The organism is Terriglobus sp. RCC_193 (genome assembly GCF_041355105.1).
Lineage (GTDB): Bacteria > Acidobacteriota > Terriglobia > Terriglobales > Acidobacteriaceae > Terriglobus.
The window spans coordinates 544,728-562,152 of record NZ_JBFUPK010000002.1; the positions used below are offsets into that span (position 1 = coordinate 544,728).

The 17,425-nt window shown below is 57.9% G+C and carries 11 protein-coding genes; 8 read left to right on the plus strand and 3 right to left on the minus strand.

Annotated features, from left to right (window positions below):
- The first annotated feature begins 75 nt into the window (after positions 1-75).
- Positions 76-1,425, plus strand: a complete 1,350-nt coding sequence (locus tag AB6729_RS11055; RefSeq protein ID WP_371081674.1) for a class I SAM-dependent rRNA methyltransferase — start codon at positions 76-78, stop codon at positions 1,423-1,425.
- A 51-nt stretch (positions 1,426-1,476) separates the two neighbouring features.
- On the opposite strand, the gene AB6729_RS11060 is transcribed toward AB6729_RS11055, so the two are convergent.
- Positions 1,477-2,790: an alkaline phosphatase family protein gene (locus AB6729_RS11060; protein ID WP_371081675.1), complete on the minus strand. Its 1,314-nt coding sequence runs from the start codon at positions 2,788-2,790 to the stop codon at positions 1,477-1,479.
- Between the two features lie 298 nt (positions 2,791-3,088).
- Here AB6729_RS11060 and AB6729_RS11065 point away from each other — a divergent pair, with 298 nt between their 5' ends.
- The 7 genes from AB6729_RS11065 to AB6729_RS11095 all read left to right on the plus strand — a co-directional run bounded on the left by AB6729_RS11065 (position 3,089) and on the right by AB6729_RS11095 (position 15,594).
- Entirely contained in the window at positions 3,089-6,667 is a 3,579-nt protein-coding gene (locus tag AB6729_RS11065; RefSeq protein ID WP_371081676.1) for a TonB-dependent receptor, read from the plus strand.
- On the plus strand, positions 6,667-8,991 hold the full coding sequence (locus tag AB6729_RS11070) for a VWA domain-containing protein (protein WP_371081678.1): 2,325 nt from the start codon (positions 6,667-6,669) through the stop codon (positions 8,989-8,991). The genes AB6729_RS11065 and AB6729_RS11070 overlap by 1 nt, the downstream gene beginning before the upstream one ends.
- Before the next feature lie 8 nt (positions 8,992-8,999).
- Entirely contained in the window at positions 9,000-9,380 is a 381-nt protein-coding gene (locus AB6729_RS11075; protein ID WP_371081679.1) for a VOC family protein, read from the plus strand.
- A 133-nt stretch (positions 9,381-9,513) separates the two neighbouring features.
- Positions 9,514-10,593, plus strand: a complete 1,080-nt coding sequence (locus AB6729_RS11080) for a Gfo/Idh/MocA family protein (protein ID WP_371081680.1) — start codon at positions 9,514-9,516, stop codon at positions 10,591-10,593.
- Positions 10,594-10,663: 70 nt separating this feature from the next.
- Positions 10,664-11,971, plus strand: coding sequence for an aminotransferase class V-fold PLP-dependent enzyme (locus AB6729_RS11085; RefSeq protein ID WP_371081681.1), 1,308 nt, complete (start codon positions 10,664-10,666; stop codon positions 11,969-11,971).
- Positions 11,972-12,502: 531 nt separating this feature from the next.
- Complete coding sequence (gene tyrS / locus AB6729_RS11090) at positions 12,503-13,747, plus strand: tyrosine--tRNA ligase (RefSeq protein ID WP_371081682.1); 1,245 nt, start codon at positions 12,503-12,505, stop codon at positions 13,745-13,747.
- A 203-nt stretch (positions 13,748-13,950) separates the two neighbouring features.
- Entirely contained in the window at positions 13,951-15,594 is a 1,644-nt protein-coding gene (locus AB6729_RS11095; protein WP_371081683.1) for an alpha-L-fucosidase, read from the plus strand.
- A gap of 3 nt (positions 15,595-15,597) precedes the next feature.
- On the opposite strand, the gene AB6729_RS11100 is transcribed toward AB6729_RS11095, so the two are convergent.
- Together AB6729_RS11100 and AB6729_RS11105 are read right to left on the minus strand one after the other, a co-directional pair.
- A complete protein-coding gene (locus tag AB6729_RS11100) occupies positions 15,598-16,857 on the minus strand; it encodes a serine hydrolase (RefSeq protein ID WP_371081684.1) in 1,260 nt (419 codons plus the stop codon).
- A 159-nt stretch (positions 16,858-17,016) separates the two neighbouring features.
- Entirely contained in the window at positions 17,017-17,406 is a 390-nt protein-coding gene (locus tag AB6729_RS11105; protein ID WP_371081685.1) for a hypothetical protein, read from the minus strand.
- Positions 17,407-17,425 lie beyond the last annotated feature (19 nt).

Below are 17,425 nucleotides of genomic sequence, written 5' to 3' on the forward strand. Positions count from 1 at the left end.
TCCGCGATGGATGGGCGTCCGAAATGCGGACGCCCTTTTCTTTGCGGAAATCGCCATCGTGCGAGGATGGGAAGGATGACTGTGAAACGCAAAGAACGGCGCGATACCGGCGCACGCAAGAAGTTTTCCGGTGGCGGCCGGCCTGTAACCACCGAACCGCAACTGCTGGAAGCGGACGAGGCAGGGCCCGCGGCGATCCTGTCGCGGCGGGCGGCGGATCGTCTGCGCGCGGGGCATTTGTGGGTTTACCGGAGCGATGTGGAGTCGCTGATTCCGGCTCTGGGAGCCACCGCGATAACTCCGGGCGGGTTGGTGACGCTGCTGGATAATCGGCGGATTCCGTTGGGGTCAGCGTTTTATTCGGAGGCTTCGCAGATTGCACTGCGCAAAGTTTCTGCGGAACCGCGTGTGGGACGCGGTGAGTATCTGGAAGATATGGCTGTGCGTGTTCGCACGGCGCTGGCGCTGCGGCAGAAGATGCTGGCAGATGGGAACACCGATTCGGCGCGGTTGATCTTTTCCGAGGCTGATGACCTTCCGGGTATCGTGGCGGATCGCTATGGCAACCTGGTGGTGGTGCAGTTGCTGACACAGGGCACGGCGCAGGACGATGTGCGCGCGGTGCTGGCACGCGAACTTGCCGTGGACGGTGTGAATCAAGTGGTGGAGCGGGCCGATCCGCGTATTCGCGAACTCGAGCAGCTTCCCGTGCCTTCTACGGAACCGCTGTTTGTACGTGAAGGTGTCAGCGGGCCTCCGAAGACCCTGTTCACGCTGAACGGCCTTCACCTGCACTATGACGCGAATGCCGGGCAGAAGACGGGCGCGTTTCTGGATCAGCGATTGAACTATGCCGCCGCAGCCGCAGCGCATGTCGAAGCGCATGGCAGCGGCAATGGGGAGGCACTGGACATCTGCACGTATCAGGGTGGATTCGCACTGCACCTGGCGCGTGTGGCGGCAAAGGTGACGGGAGTGGATCAGAGTCGGAGTTCGCTGGAGACGGCGGAATCCAACCTGGAACAGAATCGCGATGCGATTGCCGCCGAGTTGGAGTGGATCGAAGCGGATGCCTTTGAACTGCTTCGCGCCTATGACACGGAGAAGCGGCAGTTCGACACGATTGTTCTGGACCCGCCTGCGTTTGCGAAGACGAAGCGTGCGGCAGAGGGCGCGATGCGCGGTTACAAAGAGCTGAATCTGCGTGCGATGCGGATGCTGCGTCCGGGTGGTGTGCTGGTGACGTGTTCGTGCTCGCACCATGTGAGCCGCGAGATGTTCACGGCTACCGTGGCGGAAGCTGCGGCGGATGCGGGACGCCATGTGCGGCTGCTGGAGACACGCGGCGCGGCGCCGGACCATCCAGAGGTGCTGACGCTGCCCGAGACGGCGTATCTGAAGTGCCTGATTCTGCGCGTGGATTGATGTCTTGTTGGATGGCGGACGTCGTTTGATTCACGACGCCCGCCACCACGCTTACTTCAGGATGCTGGTGAGCGGTTTGCCATCCATGTTGCTGTAGGAGAGGCCGAGAATCTTCGCGATGGTCGCGGCGACATCGAGGTTGGGGAACGATGGCTGCTCGCCCGCGTGTGGCTTGATGGCCGCGCCATTGGCAATGAAGATTTCCTGCATCAGTGGACGCGTATTGGGGTAACCATGCGCGCCGGTCTGCGGTTCTGGATCAGGTGCGCCCGGCTTGACGCCGCCGAACTTCCAGTCTTCTTTCGCGTAGACGATGACGTCTGGCGCGGTGTCGTTGTTGGCAGGACGCGGCCATCCCTGTGCGATGATCTCACTCTCGGTCGGGATGGTATCGGTCGCCGGGCTGGCGGCAAAGGCAGCCTTGATCTTCTCTGTTAACGCGGCATTCGCGTGTGTTTCATAGAGATAAGTGGCTCCGCCTTCGACGAGCGCGGCTGCTTCGCTGGGTTGAATACCTGCGTTCTTCAACACAGTGTTCGGGTCCACGGTGTGGTGCACGCTGGACTGGCCGTGGTCGCTGACGATGAGGAAGGTGGTGCGATCGAGGTCGCCCGCCTCACGCACGGCGTTGACGACTTCCTTCACCTGATCGTCAAGAAAGGCCACGCCGTTATCGCCTGCCTGTGTCTTGTAACCGTAAGCGTGTTCGGTACCGTCCAACGTGAGCAGGTGCAGCAGCGTCAGGCTGGGGTGATGGTGCTTGATGGCATAGACCGCACCGCGTGTGTAGAGGCGGTCACGGTAGGGTTGCGATGGGCCGTGATTGAAGTTCTTCAGCTCTTCGGGCTTCAGATCGCCGGAGGCAATCATCTCCTGGATCAGCTTGCTGGATTCCACGGGCTGCTCAAAGAAGCTGTAGTCGATGCCTGCATTTTCTACGGCGACCCAGTCCATCTCTGCCGTGACAAGGCCCCTGGCCTTGGCTTCGTCATAGACAGTAGGCACATGCACCAGCTTTGACTTGTCTGCGTGGAACTCCACACCAATGGGGCCGCCGGTGCGCTGGCCGTGGATGAGTCCGTTGGCAATGAGGCCGTGCTTTGCCGGTGTGACGCCGGTTACCATGGCGGTGTGGTTGGGCCACGTCACCGTGGGGTTTACGGGCTGCATGCTGGTGGCCCATGCGCCGGACTGCATCAGGCTGTGCAGCGTGGGCGTGGGCAGCCAGGGGTCGTGCAGCAGCGATGCACCAAATGCGTCCAGGCTGATGACCACCACCATTGGCTTGCGTTCCTGTGCCGATGTGGGACGAACGACTGCCAGCGGAGTTGCCGCCAGCAGAAGCATTGCAAGAAGTTGTTTCACGACGCGTTGCCTCCGCGATTTGTTTCGCGGATTATTGCAACACAGGACGGTGATCTGTGTGTAAAGCGAGGGCCGATGCACGGAGCCGGTTTGATCCATGATGATGAAACGATTCAACCGCGACCGAATATGGTTAACAGTCCTAACTAATTTCCCGCGAAACATTTTCTTCCAGGGTCGCGTCTTTAGAGACAGATTCTTACTTATCCGTTCGCGGATTTTCTGCGAGGTTTTTCTCGTGCCTATGCGCCTTTCATGGCAGCGTCTTTCTCTGACCGCCCCGTTCCTTGGAGCGGCCATGTTGCAGGCGCAAACAGCTCCACCGGCACCTGCTGCAGACGCGTCGCCACAGGCTGCGACAGCTCCGCAGGAGGTGCAGGGCGGCACAATTACTGGCACCGTGACATCGGCCACAGCGGCAGACAGCAGCGGTAAGAAGGCCACGGGAACACCGTTGCCCGGCGTGACCATCACCGCCACGAATACGCTTACCGGCAAAAAATACTCCACCGCGACTGACGTCACCGGCGGCTTCCGCATGACCATTCCGCGCAATGGGCGTTATGTGATCCGCGCGGAGTTTGCCGCGTTTGCACCGGCCACCGCAGAGGTTGTTCTTAACGCAACGCAGCACGAAGGCAAGGCTGCACTGGAGTTGGAGCTGGCATCGCGTGTGGCCGCACGCACGACGCAGGAGAGCGGCACAGCAGTAGCAGGAGTCACAGCGCAGACGCTGGCGCGCGGGTTGCAATCACTGCGCGGCGCACAGTCTGGTGCAGTGGATACAGAAGATGCATCGACAGGAGGCGGAGCTGCTCCCACCCTGACTTCCATTGGCGGCGCGGATGCGACCGGCGCCGATTCTGTTGCGGTAAGCGGACAGGGCGGGCAGATCAACGGCCTTGCCGGATTTAATGAAGACGACATGCGCAACCGCATTCAGGATGCCATTGCCAATGCGCAACGCAATGGCGGCGGGCAGGGCGATATTGCCAATGCCATTGTGGGTATGGTGGGCGGCATGATGCAGGGCGGGCCCGGAGGATTTGGCGGACCGGGTGGTGGACCCGGAGGTCCGGGCGGCGGTGGCGGTTTGGGTGGACCCGGCGGCGGTGGGTTCGGCGGATTTGGCGGTGGCGGCGGATTTGGCCGCGGCAGCTTCCGCAACTTCAATCCCTCAGCCATTCATGGCAACGTGTATTACACCGCAGGCAACGCCGCGCTGGATGCCACACAATTTTCCATCACCGGCAATCCGGTGAAGCCCGCATACAGCAGCAATCGGTATGGTGTGGCGCTGAACGGATCACCGTATATTCCAGGCTTGTTCAAGCCAAGTACAAAACAGAACCTGTTTCTGAACTGGACGGGTCAGCGCGTCTCTACACCGACCAATATCTATGGCACGGTGCCCACGCTGTTGCAGCGCAATGGTGATTTCAACGGGTTGATGCAGACGGTAAGTGGCGTGGCGACGCCGGTGATTCTTTACAACCCCTACACCGGCACAACGTATGGCAATTGCTCCACGTATACCAACGCAAGCTGCAACATCATTACCACGCCGCTGAGTGCGCAGGCGCAGGCGCTGCTGCAGTACATTCCCACGCCGAACACCACGACCAACGGCACTACCAATACAAACGAAAACTACAACTACCAACGCATTGCGACGATTGGGAATAACACCTCGCAGATTTCAGCGCGATTTACGCGACAGCTTGGATCCAGCACGGGGCAGGGCTTTGGTGGCGGCGCTCGCGGCGGAGGTGGAGCGCGGGGTGGCGGTGGCAATCAGCGCCAGCAGGGACCTGCGGTGTTGCGTCAGAATCTGAGCGCGAATTTTGCGTACTCGCATAGCGCCAGCGATGCACGCGGGTTGATGGCTGCGCTGGATGGCAAGACCGTCAGCAATGGCTACAACCTGGGTACGGGATACCAGCTGAGCTATGGACGGCTGAGCAACAGCCTGACGCTGGGATGGAACCGCAGCCGCGGTATCACCACCAACAACTTCAGCAGCGGCACGGTGGACCCCGCAAGCGCGGCCGGCCTCAACATTCCCAAACCCACCACAGCGCAGCAGAGCCTGTACTACGGTGTGCCGGGGCTTTCGTTCACCAACTTCACCGGCATTTCTGACACGCAGCCCTCAGATCGTTTGCAGGAAGTGTTCTCGCTAAGCGATGTGGTGAGCTGGCGGCACGGCAAACATAACTTCCGTTTTGGATTTGATGGACGCCGTCAGCATCTGGACATGATTGCAGGCAGCAATGGTCTGGGTTCGTTCTCGTTCACGGGCTATGCCACGCAGTCGCCATCAGGATCGAACGCCACAGGCACCACCAGCGGTTCTGCCTTTGCAGACTTCCTGCTGGGTGCGCCGCAGACCACAGCGATTCAGGCAGGCAGCAACAAAATTTATCTGCGTGAGTGGATCTATGACTTCTACGTGCAGGACGACTATCGCGTACGTAAAGACATCACGCTGAACTATGGCCTGCGTTACGAATACTTTTCGCCCTATATCGAACAGAACAATCGGCTGGTGAACCTGGACCACAACGCGGACTTCACGCAATATGCGCGTGTGGTATCGGGAGCCAGCGGACCGTATACAGGCGCGTTTCCGCGCTCGCTGATTACGCCGGATCGCGCGCTGTGGTCGCCGCGCATTGGTGTGGCGTGGAGTCCGAAGTTTTTAAAGAACACCGTGGTGCGCGGGGGTTATGGCCTGAACTTCAACGTGGGCCAGTACGCAAACTTCGCGAACTCGCTGTCGTATCAACAGCCCTTTGCCCAATCGCAGAACAACATCGCAAAGGTGGGCAGCACCGATCAGGGTTGCGGCAACCTTACGACCGCGGGTTCCGCGAGCGGCAGCCTGTTCACACTGGCGAATGGGTTTAGCTGCACCTCGTCTTCGATTCTGCAGAATACGTTTGCAGTGAATAAGAACTATCGCCTGGGCCGTGTGCAGGTGTTCAACATGGATATTCAGCACACGTTCCCGATGGGCATTGTCACGAACGTTGGTTACAACGGATCACTGGGCAGCAGCCTGGACCTGCGCCGCTCGCCGAACCGCACGGCGACATCTGTCATCGGCAATGCGCAGTCGATTGTGTATGAGGATTCCATTGGTGATTCGCGCTTCCATTCACTGAGTGTGAATGCGCGCAAGCGGTTGCAGAAGGGCGTGTCGCTACAGGCCACATATCAGTATGGCCACTCGATTGACGACGCGAGTTCGATTGGCGGCGTGGGCAACAACACGATCGTGCAGAACGATCAGCGCATTGACCTGGAGTATGGCAACAGCAGTTTTGATGTGCGGCATAAGGTCAGCGGAAACTTTTTGTACGAACTGCCCTTCGGCCCGAATCGCGCGTTCCTGAACAAGGGTGGCAAGCTGTCCAAGGCTCTGGATAACTTTGGGTTCAGTGGCACCTTTACTTTTGCCACCGGCACTTACACCACGCCGCAGTATCAGAACACGGTGGCGCAGGCCTCTGCGGGTAACAACTTCACGCTGCGACCGGATCGTGATTTCTCGCAACCGATTGCGGGTGCTGGAACACTGCGCAACTGGTTCAACCCGAAGGCATTCACCACGCCGTCTTCTTCCGTGGTCTTTGGCACAGCATCGCGCAACAGCATTGAACTGCCTGGAACAGTGGCGGTGAATATGTCGCTTTCGAAGAGCATTCCGCTGGGCGAACTGCGCAACTTCGAAGGCCGCATCACCGCGTCGAACGTGTTCAACACGGTGCAATACAGCGGTGTGAATTCGGTGCTGAACTCTTCCACCTTCGGACAGATCACGGGTGTGGCGGCGCCACGCAAACTGACTTTTGATGCGAGGTATCGGTTCTAATGGCCCACACGCTCCGTTCGCTCGCATGTCTTTCGCTGTGCGCCAGTGTTGCACTTGCGCAGCAGCAACAACAGCCACCGGTGCAGTTGAACACACCGGTGCAACAGGCTCCTGCGCCGCTGCCCGGCCAGCCTGCTTCTACAGGCACCAGCGTGCAGCAGGTGGGCGACAGCACTTCGCAGAGCTTTACGCTGCGCGTGAATTCCAACGTGGTACTGACCAACGTGGTGGTGCGCGATAAGAAGACCGGCGCGGTCATCAAGGATTTGAAGGCTTCGGACTTCACCATTCTTGAAAACAACAAGGCGCAGAAAATCTCGTCATTCGACTATCAGACGGTGGACCAGGCAGCACGGCTGAACGAGGCCACGGTCAGCGGCAAAGCACCAACGATTGCGCAGATTCTGGATCGCAGTATGGGCGCGGATACGAAACAGTTGCGCGACCATCGTTTGATTGTGATGTTCTTCGACCTTTCCAGCATGCAGGATGAAGATATTGATCGCGCCGTGAATGCGGCGAAGGATTACATCAACAAGAAGATGGAACCCGCCGATCTGGTGGCCGTGGCCAGCCTGAGCACATCGCTTTCACTGGACCATGACTTCACTGCGGACAAGAACCAACTACTGCGCACGGTGGGCAAATTTAATGGCTCCAATGAAGGCGGTGCGTTTGCCAACGGTGCTACTGCCGATACGGATGTAACCAGTGAAGACGGCACCGGATTCACCGCCGACGACACGGAATACAACAACCTGAATACCGATCGCCAGTTGTACGCGATCCAGACCATTGCGAAGAGCCTGGAGAAGCTGGAACAGCACAAGAGTATGTTGTATTTCAGCGGCGGGCTGACACGGCAGGGGATTGAGAACCAGGCCAGTATGCGTGCCGCCACGAATGAAGCGGTGAAAGCAAACATGGCTATCTACAGCGTGGATTCACGCGGGCTGGAGGCGCTTTCGCCATTGGGCGATGCGAGCACCGGATCGCTGCGTGGCACCTCTGCATATAGTGGGCGCGCAATGCAGTCGCGGCTGGATTCCAACTTCTCCTCGCAGGAGACGCTGGGTACCCTTGCTTCAGACACTGGCGGCAAGTTCTTCTCGGACTCGAATGACTTTGCGCCTGCATTCGCGCAGATTCAGCACGATACCGAGGCGTATTACATTCTTGGCTTCCGTTCCACGGACCAGCGGCGCGATGGCGTGTTCCGCCACCTGACAGTTAAGTTGAATAACCATCCGGATGCAAAGCTGGAGTATCGTCCCGGCTATTACGCACCGGCTGACTTCAAACATCAGAAGACGGAAGACCGTGAATACGCTCTGAATGAACAGTTGAAGAGTGATCTTCCTGCCGTTGACATTTCGATGTATCTGGAAGCGTTCTACTTCCGTGTTTCGCCGAATGAGTATTACATTTCGATGTCGCTGATTGTGCCGGGATCGCAGATTCCCTTCACGCGCACGAAGGATCAGGACAAGGCGACGCTGGACATTGTTGGCCAGGTGAAGAATGCGCAGGGCATCGCGGTGGGCAATGCACGGGAAACCATCAAGCTAGCCGTCGATGGCAACCTGGGCGCGGCGCGGCGCAATATCCAATACAGCACTGGCTTCTCGCTGGCACCGGGACATTATCACGTGAAGTTTGTGGCACGAGAGAATGAGACGGGCAACATGGGTTCGTTTGAAACGGACCTTGTGGTTCCGGATCAGCGCAAGCAGACGATCAAGCTGTCCAGCGTGGTGCTGAGTTCGCAACGCACGCCTGCGGCGCAGCAGCCACGGCGTCCCGGCCCGATGCCTCCGGGGATGCAGGCACCGGTGAATCCGCTGGTGCAGGATGGGCAGCAGTTTGTGCCGAATGTGCCGCATGTCTTCCGTCAGGATGCGCACCTGTATCTGCTGTATGAGTTGTATGATCCGGCGAAAGCTGCCGCTGCGGCGCAACAACAGGCCTCTACCGAAGCGAATGCAAAACAGAGCGGCATGAAGGCGCGCCCCGCATCCGGCGGCATCCATGTGCTGACATCCATTGAGTTTCTGCAGAATGGTGCGAAGGTGTTTGAGACGCCGCTGGTGGCGGCGGACACGCTGAATGAGCCGGAGCGCGGTGCGGTGGGCTTCAGCTTTGATGTGCCGCTGGATACGCTGAAGCCGGGCACGTATATCTGCCAGGTGAATGTGGTAGATGACACTGCCGGAACATTCACTTTCCCTCGGCTGGCGCTGAAGATTGTTGCCCCCACGCCGACCGCTGCACCTGCAACGCCGGCGGCGCCCACTTCCACTTCCGCTGCTCCTGCGGGAAACTAGGAAGCAGGATGCAAGCACGCGCCACAAAAGACGTTCTGTTGCAGACCCCGCATCTTGAAGAGGCCACGGCCTTCTATCGGGATGTGCTGGGTCTGCGCGTATTTTTGAACACACCAGACATGGTGGGCCTGGATGCAGGCGCGTTCTCGCTGTATCTGGATCGCGCGGGAGCGCTTGGCCCGGTGCTGGAGTTCCTGGTGGATGACGTTGCCGATGCACGCAGAGATTTGCTGGATCGCGGATGCACGGTGATTGCTGACGATCCTTCGATTCCACGACTGTATCTGCGCGATCCCTTTGGTCTGATCTACAACGTCAGCCAGGATGCGCATGCGGTGAAGGATGATCCGGAACCCATCCGCGACCCCGAGCCGCCGCCGCACTATTAACGACTGCCCATCGGCTCCAACTTCATGAGTGGCAGAAGACGGCGTGCCGCTTAAGTTTTCTTGCTGTCAGGAAATCACTTAGGTCCTCTCAGCCATCGAACCCTGCTATGGTTTTTTGCTGAGAGGTGCCGTTGTGCTGAATCGTCGTGACTTCGTTCGTCTTGCTGCCGCTGCTTCTGCAGCCACATCGCTTCCTGCAACCATGCTGCCGCAGGCACCGAAAAAGATTCGCTATGCCGCGGTGGGCCTTGGCCGAATCTCATGCCAGCACTTTATGCCGGGTACGCGCCTGGGACAGTTTGGCCAGATCACCGGACTGGTCAGCGGCCATCCGGATAAAGCTGCGAAGTTTGCCGCGGAATATGGCGTGCCGGAGAAAAACATCTATACGTACGAAACGTACGACCAGATGAAGAACAATCCCGAGATTGATGCCGTGTACATTGGCCTGCCGAACAACATGCATGCGGAGTACACCATCCGCGCGGCGAAGGCAGGCAAGCATGTGTTGTGTGAGAAGCCCATGGCCAACACACCCGCCGATTGCAAAGCGATGATCGACGCGTGCCGCAAGGCAAACCGCAAACTGATGATCGCGTATCGGTGCCAGTTGGAGCCCACGTTCCTGCAGGCGCGCAAGATGATTCAGGACGGTGTGATTGGAAAGGTATGGGCCATTGAAGCGGCAAACGGCTTCAACATTGGCCCAAATGAGTGGCGCAGCGATGCGAAGTATGCGGGCGGCGGCCCGCTGATGGATGTGGGTATCTATTCGCTGAACGCATGTCGATGGCTGCTGCAGGAAGAACCGCAGGACATCAGCGCGCATAGCTATGTTGACCCTGCCGACCCACGCTTTAAGGGTGTGGAAGAGACCATCGGTTGGGTGATGAAGTTTCCTTCCGGCGCCATTGCCACCTGCAATACGACGTATGGCGCAAATCAGGAAGGCTTTACCCGACTGCACGGCAGCAAGGGTGTGCTGGAGATTTTCGGCTATGGATACGACGGCATCCACATGAGTGTGCGGTCGAGGCAGCAGGTGGAACAGCCGCAGCCGGACACAAACAAAGACCCGCATCAGTTCGTGGTGGAAAGCGATTACTTCTCGCGCTGTGTTCTGGATAACAAGGAACCCGGCCCGAATGGCGAAGAAGGTCTGCGCGACATCGAAGCGATTACGCGCATCTATGCTGCGGCAAAGAAGGCATAGGTTGATACGGTGCGGCCTCGAAGTGCGATAGCATAACGCCACCGCTACGCATTTTGAGGTTCAACGCTTCATGAGACCGGATCGCCGTACCTTTCTGAAATCGGCTGCTGCCTGCGCACCTGTTGCCATGATGACTTCTGCAAGTGCTGATGCACAGGCCGCAGCGACTATTGCCGTGAAGTTGACGCCCAACTCCATTCCCGTGGCCGATCTGCCGAAACACTATGACGTGGAAACGGGCATTCACAACCTGGAGAACGGCTACTGGGGCGTGATGCCGCGCGCGGTGGCGCAGGTGTATGCGGAGCAATCGGCGTATGTGAATCGCAACAACTCCATCTGGGCGCGCAATGTGTTGCCCGGTGGTGCTTGTCTTGCCGCAGGTGGACGTGAAGCGCGTGAGGCCATTGCGAAGATGGTGGGCGTGGCGCATCAAGAAGTAGCAATTACACGTAGCGGTTCCGATGCGCTGCAATCGCTCATTTGCAACTACAAGGCAATCAAGCCGGGCGATGCGGTGATCTACTGCGATCTGGATTACGACGCGATGATTGCCAGCATGGACTGGCTGGGCGATCATCGCGGCGCGCAGGTGGTGAAGTTCGACATGCCGGAACCTGCGACGACGGCAAACATTCTTGCCGCTTATGAGGATGTATTGAAGCGCACGCCGAATGCGAAGCTGCTGCTGGTGACGCAGGTCTCCAATCGCACCGGGCTTGTTACGCCGGTGAAGGAGATTGTGGCGATGGCGCGTACGCGTGGCGTGGACACCATCTGCGATATTGCGCATGGCGTAGCGTGCCTTGATTTTCAGATTGCCGATCTGGGCTGTGACTTTGCCGGTTGGAGCGTGCATAAGTGGACTTCTGCGCCGCTGGGCACAGGCGCAATGTACATTCGCAAATCGCGCATTGACGACATTGACATTTCGTATGACAACCATGAGATTCCGCCGCATGACATCTCAGCCCGCGTGCCTGCAGGAACAGTAAACTTTGCCGCGTTGCTGTCGATTCCAACCGCTGCGGATTTTCATTTTGCTGTGGGTGGTGCTGCGAAAGAGAAACATCTGCGCAGCCTGCGTGATCGGTGGGTGCATGCGGTGGCAGATCTATCAAACGTGGAGATTTGCGTGCCGGATGATGCTGCGCGTTACTGCGCCATCACCAGTTTCCGGTTGAAGGGGATGCACACGAACGAGCAGGCGCAGCATCTGCAACAGGTCTTGTTTGAGAAGTATCGCGTGCATACGGTATGGCGAAAGGGTGTGGCGAAGGGGCCGGTCATCCGCGTGACACCGGGGCTGTACAGCACCTTTGCCGATAGCGATGCGCTGGCGAATGCGTTGCGCAAAGAACATGCGATGTTTGCCTGAACACGGTTTTTGCTGCATTGGGGTCTTGGGTGATCGGACCACAGTAATGCCCCGGGGGTGTTATCCGCAGGTTGCGCCGGGTGACTACCGTCTTCCACCAAGGATTTTCAAAAGCAGCTTTCGATGGATGTTCCGCTCCGTCAAAAAGCGAGATTCTCAACCTGTCGAGAGGGAAGTTCACTCCCTCCCACAGAAACGAGACTCTGAAATGCACGATCTGATTGTTGGCGCCGTTTTCCTCGTTATGATGCTCGCTCCCTGCCTCGTTGCCAGCACTGCCGGCAAGACCGAAGCGTAACTGGACCGGCACACGGGAGATAGCGCAATCGCGCTCCTTTGTTGCCTTTGCCCTTCTTCTCCTGGTTGCCCCTGGCAAACGAAAACACTGTTCCGATAGAACTTCGCAGCGACACGAGGCATTTGCCCGCTACGCTCTTTTCCACTTTGTAATTTTCTATTTCCCCCGCTCCTCTTCTCCCCTGTCTGGTTCTCTTCTGCCATAACCTTCCGCTGACTTACACTTAGAAGGTTATGGCTAATTTCCCGCCACTCAGCGAGCAGCTTGACCTGATTACCAAGGGCGCTGCCGAAATCATTCCGTTGGACGACCTGACGAAGCGCATTGAGGCTTCCCTTGCCAGCGGCAAACCCATGCGCATCAAAGCGGGGTTTGACCCCACCGCGCCGGACCTGCACCTGGGCCACACGGTGCTGATGCGTAAGCTGCGCCACTTTCAGCAGCTTGGCCACACGGTCATCTTCCTCATTGGCGATTCGACGGCGCTGATCGGCGACCCCACCGGGAAGTCGCAGACGCGCAAGCCGCTGACCCGCGAACAGATTGAAGAGAACGCAAAGACGTACCAGGAACAGGTCTTCCGCATTCTGGACAAGGACAAGACCGAGGTCCGGTACAACTCCGAGTGGCTGGACAAGCTGGATTATGGCGACTTTGTAAAACTGCTGGCACAGTTCACCGTTTCGCAGATGCTGGAGCGCGAGGACTTTCACAAACGCTTCAACAGCGAAGAACCCATTGCGCTGCATGAGCTGATGTACCCCATTGCGCAGGGGTATGACTCTGTTGCGCTGGAAAGCGATGTGGAGCTGGGCGGCACGGACCAGAAGTTCAACCTGATGCGTGGACGCGATCTGCAACGGCACTTCGGACAGCAGCCGCAGATTGTGCTGATGATGCCCATCATTGAAGGCCTGGATGGCGTGCAGAAGATGAGCAAGTCGCTGGGCAATGCCATTGGTGTGAATGAGCCGCCGTTTGAGATGTTCGGCAAGCTGATGACGGTGGGCGACGATCTGATGTGGCGCTACTGGACGCTGCTCACCGACGTTCCGGCCAGCGAAATTGACACGATGAAGCAGAAGATAGCCGATGGTTCTTTGCATCCCATGGAGGTAAAGAAGGCCATGGCGCGCACCATCACCGCAGGCTTCTCATCACCGGAACATGCGCTGCGCGCGGAAGAGAACTGGGCCACGCAGTTTCAGAAGGGCGGCACCAGCGAAGACACCGAACGCGTGTCTTTGGCGAAGGTTGACCTTGCGTTTGAAGAAGCGACGAACACCATCGGCACAGACAGGCTGATGGTGGCCGCTGGCTTCTGCGCCAGCATGGGCGAGGCGCGTCGCAAACGTGCCGAGAAGGCTGTGAAGGTGGACAACGCCACAGTAGAAGATGCGCGACTTGCGCTTACTGCTGGAAGTGTTGAACTGCTGGTGAAGCTGGGTAAGAAGACGAAGATCGTTACCGTCTCGTAATTATTGGTTTTCTTCATAACGTTGAAAGGGCCCGGCTTTTGTTGGGCCTTTTTCATTGCCACAACGCGACCAGAGTGTCGGATGTGTTTCGGTCTACAAAGCTAAGAGCGAACGCAGCGTCGCAGCGGACCGCAGCAGACGCGGCGTTCGTTCTTCACCTGTCCCAATGCGTGAGTGCAAGGCGATGTGAGAGGATGTTGGCCATGCTCTCGCATCTATCCCGCCGTCGTTTTCTTCAGGGCAGCGCCGCTACGGTGGCTGCTGCACGTGCTGCTTCCATGTGGCCACAGAGCGCCATGCGCATTGCTTCCGGCCCGTTTCAACCGACGTGGGATTCGCTGAAGGCGCATTACAAAACGCCGGACTGGTTTCGCGACGCGAAGTTTGGCATCTGGGCGCACTGGAGCGCGCAGTGCGTGCCTGAGCAGGGCGATTGGTATGCCCGCAGGATGTATATGCAGGGCGATCCCATCTATGAGTGGCACATCAAGAACTATGGCCATCCCACGAAGTTTGGTTTCATGGAGATTGACAACCTGTGGAAGGCGGAGAAGTGGCAGCCGGAACAGATGATGCAGCTTTATCAGGCTGCGGGTGCGAAATACTTTTTCGCTCTTGCCAATCATCACGACAACTTTGATAACTACGCGTCGACATATCATCCGTGGAACTCCACGCGGATTGGGCCGAAGCGCGACATCATTGGCACGTGGGAAAAGGTTGCGCGTGCACATGGGATGAAGTTCGGTGTGTCGAACCACAGTTCGCATGCGTGGCACTGGTTCCAGGTGGCGTATGGATATGACGCCGTTGGCCCGCTTGCGAATCAGCGTTACGATGCGGCCACGCTGACCAAGGCCGATGGCAGAGGCAAGTGGTGGGAGGGATATGACCCGCAGGTTCTGTATGCGGGGCGCACCGATCTTGCCATGCCGGATGGCGTGAGTACCATTGCCGCGCAGAACGCGTGGCATAAAGATCATGACGGCAAGTGGCATGAAGAAGATCCGCCGCAGAATCCGCATTTTTCTGAACTATGGTTTCTACGTTGCAAGGAACTCTTCGATAAGTACAGCCCTGACCTTGTCTACTTTGACGATGAGGAACTGCCCTTTGGCGATAAGGGTTTAAGCGTGACGGCGCATCTGTACAACACCAGCGTTGCGCGGCATGGATCGCAGCAGGCTGTCGTGTTTGCGAAGAAGCCCGGCCCGAACCACATGGGCGGATTCACGCTGGACATCGAACGCTCACGCTCTACGGAAATCCTTGCGGAGCCGTGGCAGACGGACACATGCATTGGCGACTGGCATTACAAACGCTCAATCTTTGAGCAGCACAAATATAAATCCGCCGATACGGTCATTGCGCTGTTGATTGATGTGATCAGCAAAAATGGCAACCTGCTGCTGAGCGTTCCGGTGCGTGGCGATGGCAGCCTTGACGAAGATGAGCACGCATTTCTGCAGCAGCTCGCTTCATGGGTGCCCGTGCACGGCGAAGCCATCTATGGCACGCGTCCGTGGAAGGTCTTTGGTGAAGGGCCACCGGAGCCGATTGAAAAAAACTTCAGCGAGAAGACACGGCCACACACGGCGCAAGACATTCGCTTCACCGCGAAAGGCAATTTTGTGTACGCGTTTGTGCTGGCGTGGCCGACGGATGGCAAGGTACGTATCAAGTCGATGCGGCGTGGCGGCGAACATACGCCAACTTCGATTCATCGCGTGGAGATATTGCCGCACGCTGCGCCGCTGAAGTGGACGCAGACGGCGGATGCGTTGGAAGTTACGATGCCTGCGGACAAGCCGAATCCCTACGCTTATGTGCTGCGCATCACGACGTAGTGCTTAGTGTCGTATGGCGATTGTCGGATTGCCGCCGAGCGTGATGGTGAGGGAAGAAACTTTGCCCGCATCACGATGAAACTCTGCCTGTAAGTCCATTGTGCGCGAGAAGAAGCGTGTCTCCGATTCTGCAAAGAGCGGAGGCCGTTTCCGCGTGCCGGATGTCAGCACTAAATGGCCATCTTCCACCGTGATGACATCCTGTGTTCCATCGGCTTCGGTGTAGGCTCCGGCGTACTCGTTCAACAGCGATGGTGCAATGGATGCTTCTTTGCGCTCGAACGGCAGGATTACGTTTTCGCCCATAGCGAAACGACCCAGCGCATCGGCAATACGATCTGCGATGATGCCTTCGACGTTCGACAGCACAATCACGCTGAGTTGTTTCTCGGGGTAATGGATCATGTCGGCGTTGAATCCGTCGATGCCGCCATCGTGGTCATAACGCTTGTGCCCAGCAACGGTGTGTTCGGAAATGCCGAAAGCGTAGGTTTGCTTTGCCTCGGGCGTCAGCATGATGTGCAGCGATTCCTGTAAAAGCACCTTACCGCCGTAGAGACCACGTTCCCACTTGAGCAGATCGTCCGCCGTGGAATAGAAGCCACCTGCGGCGTAAGGAATGCTCATGTCGATGAAGTCAGCGTTGCGAAATTTTCCATCCTGCAGAGCGTAGCCATGAACGCGCTTGGGAACGATGGTGGCAGCATCGTCATATCCGGTTTCCGTCATGTTCAGCGGCGCGAAGATGTTCTTCTGCAGGAACTCGCGATACGGCATGCCGCCTGCTTTTTCAATCACCCATCCCAGCAGCGCGTAGCCGGAGTTGCTGTACTTCATCTTCGTGCCGGGTGCGAAGTCCAGAGGTTTGTCGCGAAAGCGCACGATCAACTGCTGCGGGGTTACGGGAAGGCGCTGTGTGCTGGCATAGTCGGGCAGGCTGGTGAAGTTCGGCATGCCTGCTGTATGGTTCAGCAGCCGGCGGATGGTGACCTGGTCCCATGCTGCGGGAGCATCGGGATAGTAAGTGCGGATGGGGTCATCCAGATGCACCTTGCCCTGTTGCACCAGAAGAAGAATGCTGGCTGCGGTGAACTGCTTGGTCAGCGAGCCGATGCGAAAGCGGCCATCAAGCGTGTGTGGCGTATGCCACTCCAGGTCAGCTTCGCCATAGGCCTGCTGCAGAAGAATGCGGTCTCCCTCTGCCACCAGTACCACGCCCATGAAGTGGTTTTCATGAACATAACCCTGCACGACCTGCTGCATGCGCGAGGACTGCTGCGCCGTTTGTGGCAGAGCAGACAGCGGAAGAAAACAAAGAGCGACGCAGCTGGCGGAGAACAACGAACGGAAGCGCATACGTCTCTCTATACGCGGAAAACGTATGCGCTATCCACAGTTTCTTTTTGTAGAACGCGGTGATGCTTACTCTACGGGCGGCTTCGCAGCGAACAGAGGTGCAAAGCTGGCGCGGTATTGCAGGAAGACGATGATCCAAAGTACGGTCGCCAGCAATCCAGGCGCAATGCCTTCCGGGTTCATGGTGGCGTGGAAGGTGAGGATATTCACCAGTTCCGCCGCCAAGATGACCAGTGCCAGGGGAACGAAATATCCGCTGAGCAACAGGAGACCTGCCACAAGCTGGAAGGCAAAAAACATGTACGAATAGTGCGACATGGCCACGCCAGTAAAGAAGTGGATGGCGTTCGGGTCCACGGGTGGCGGCTGTTTGATGAAGTTAAGGAATCCATTCAGGCCGAAGACCGTAAAGATCAGTCCCAGCAGATAACGGGCGATAGTTGCTGCGATTTTCATTGCGAAATCCCCTGCGTGA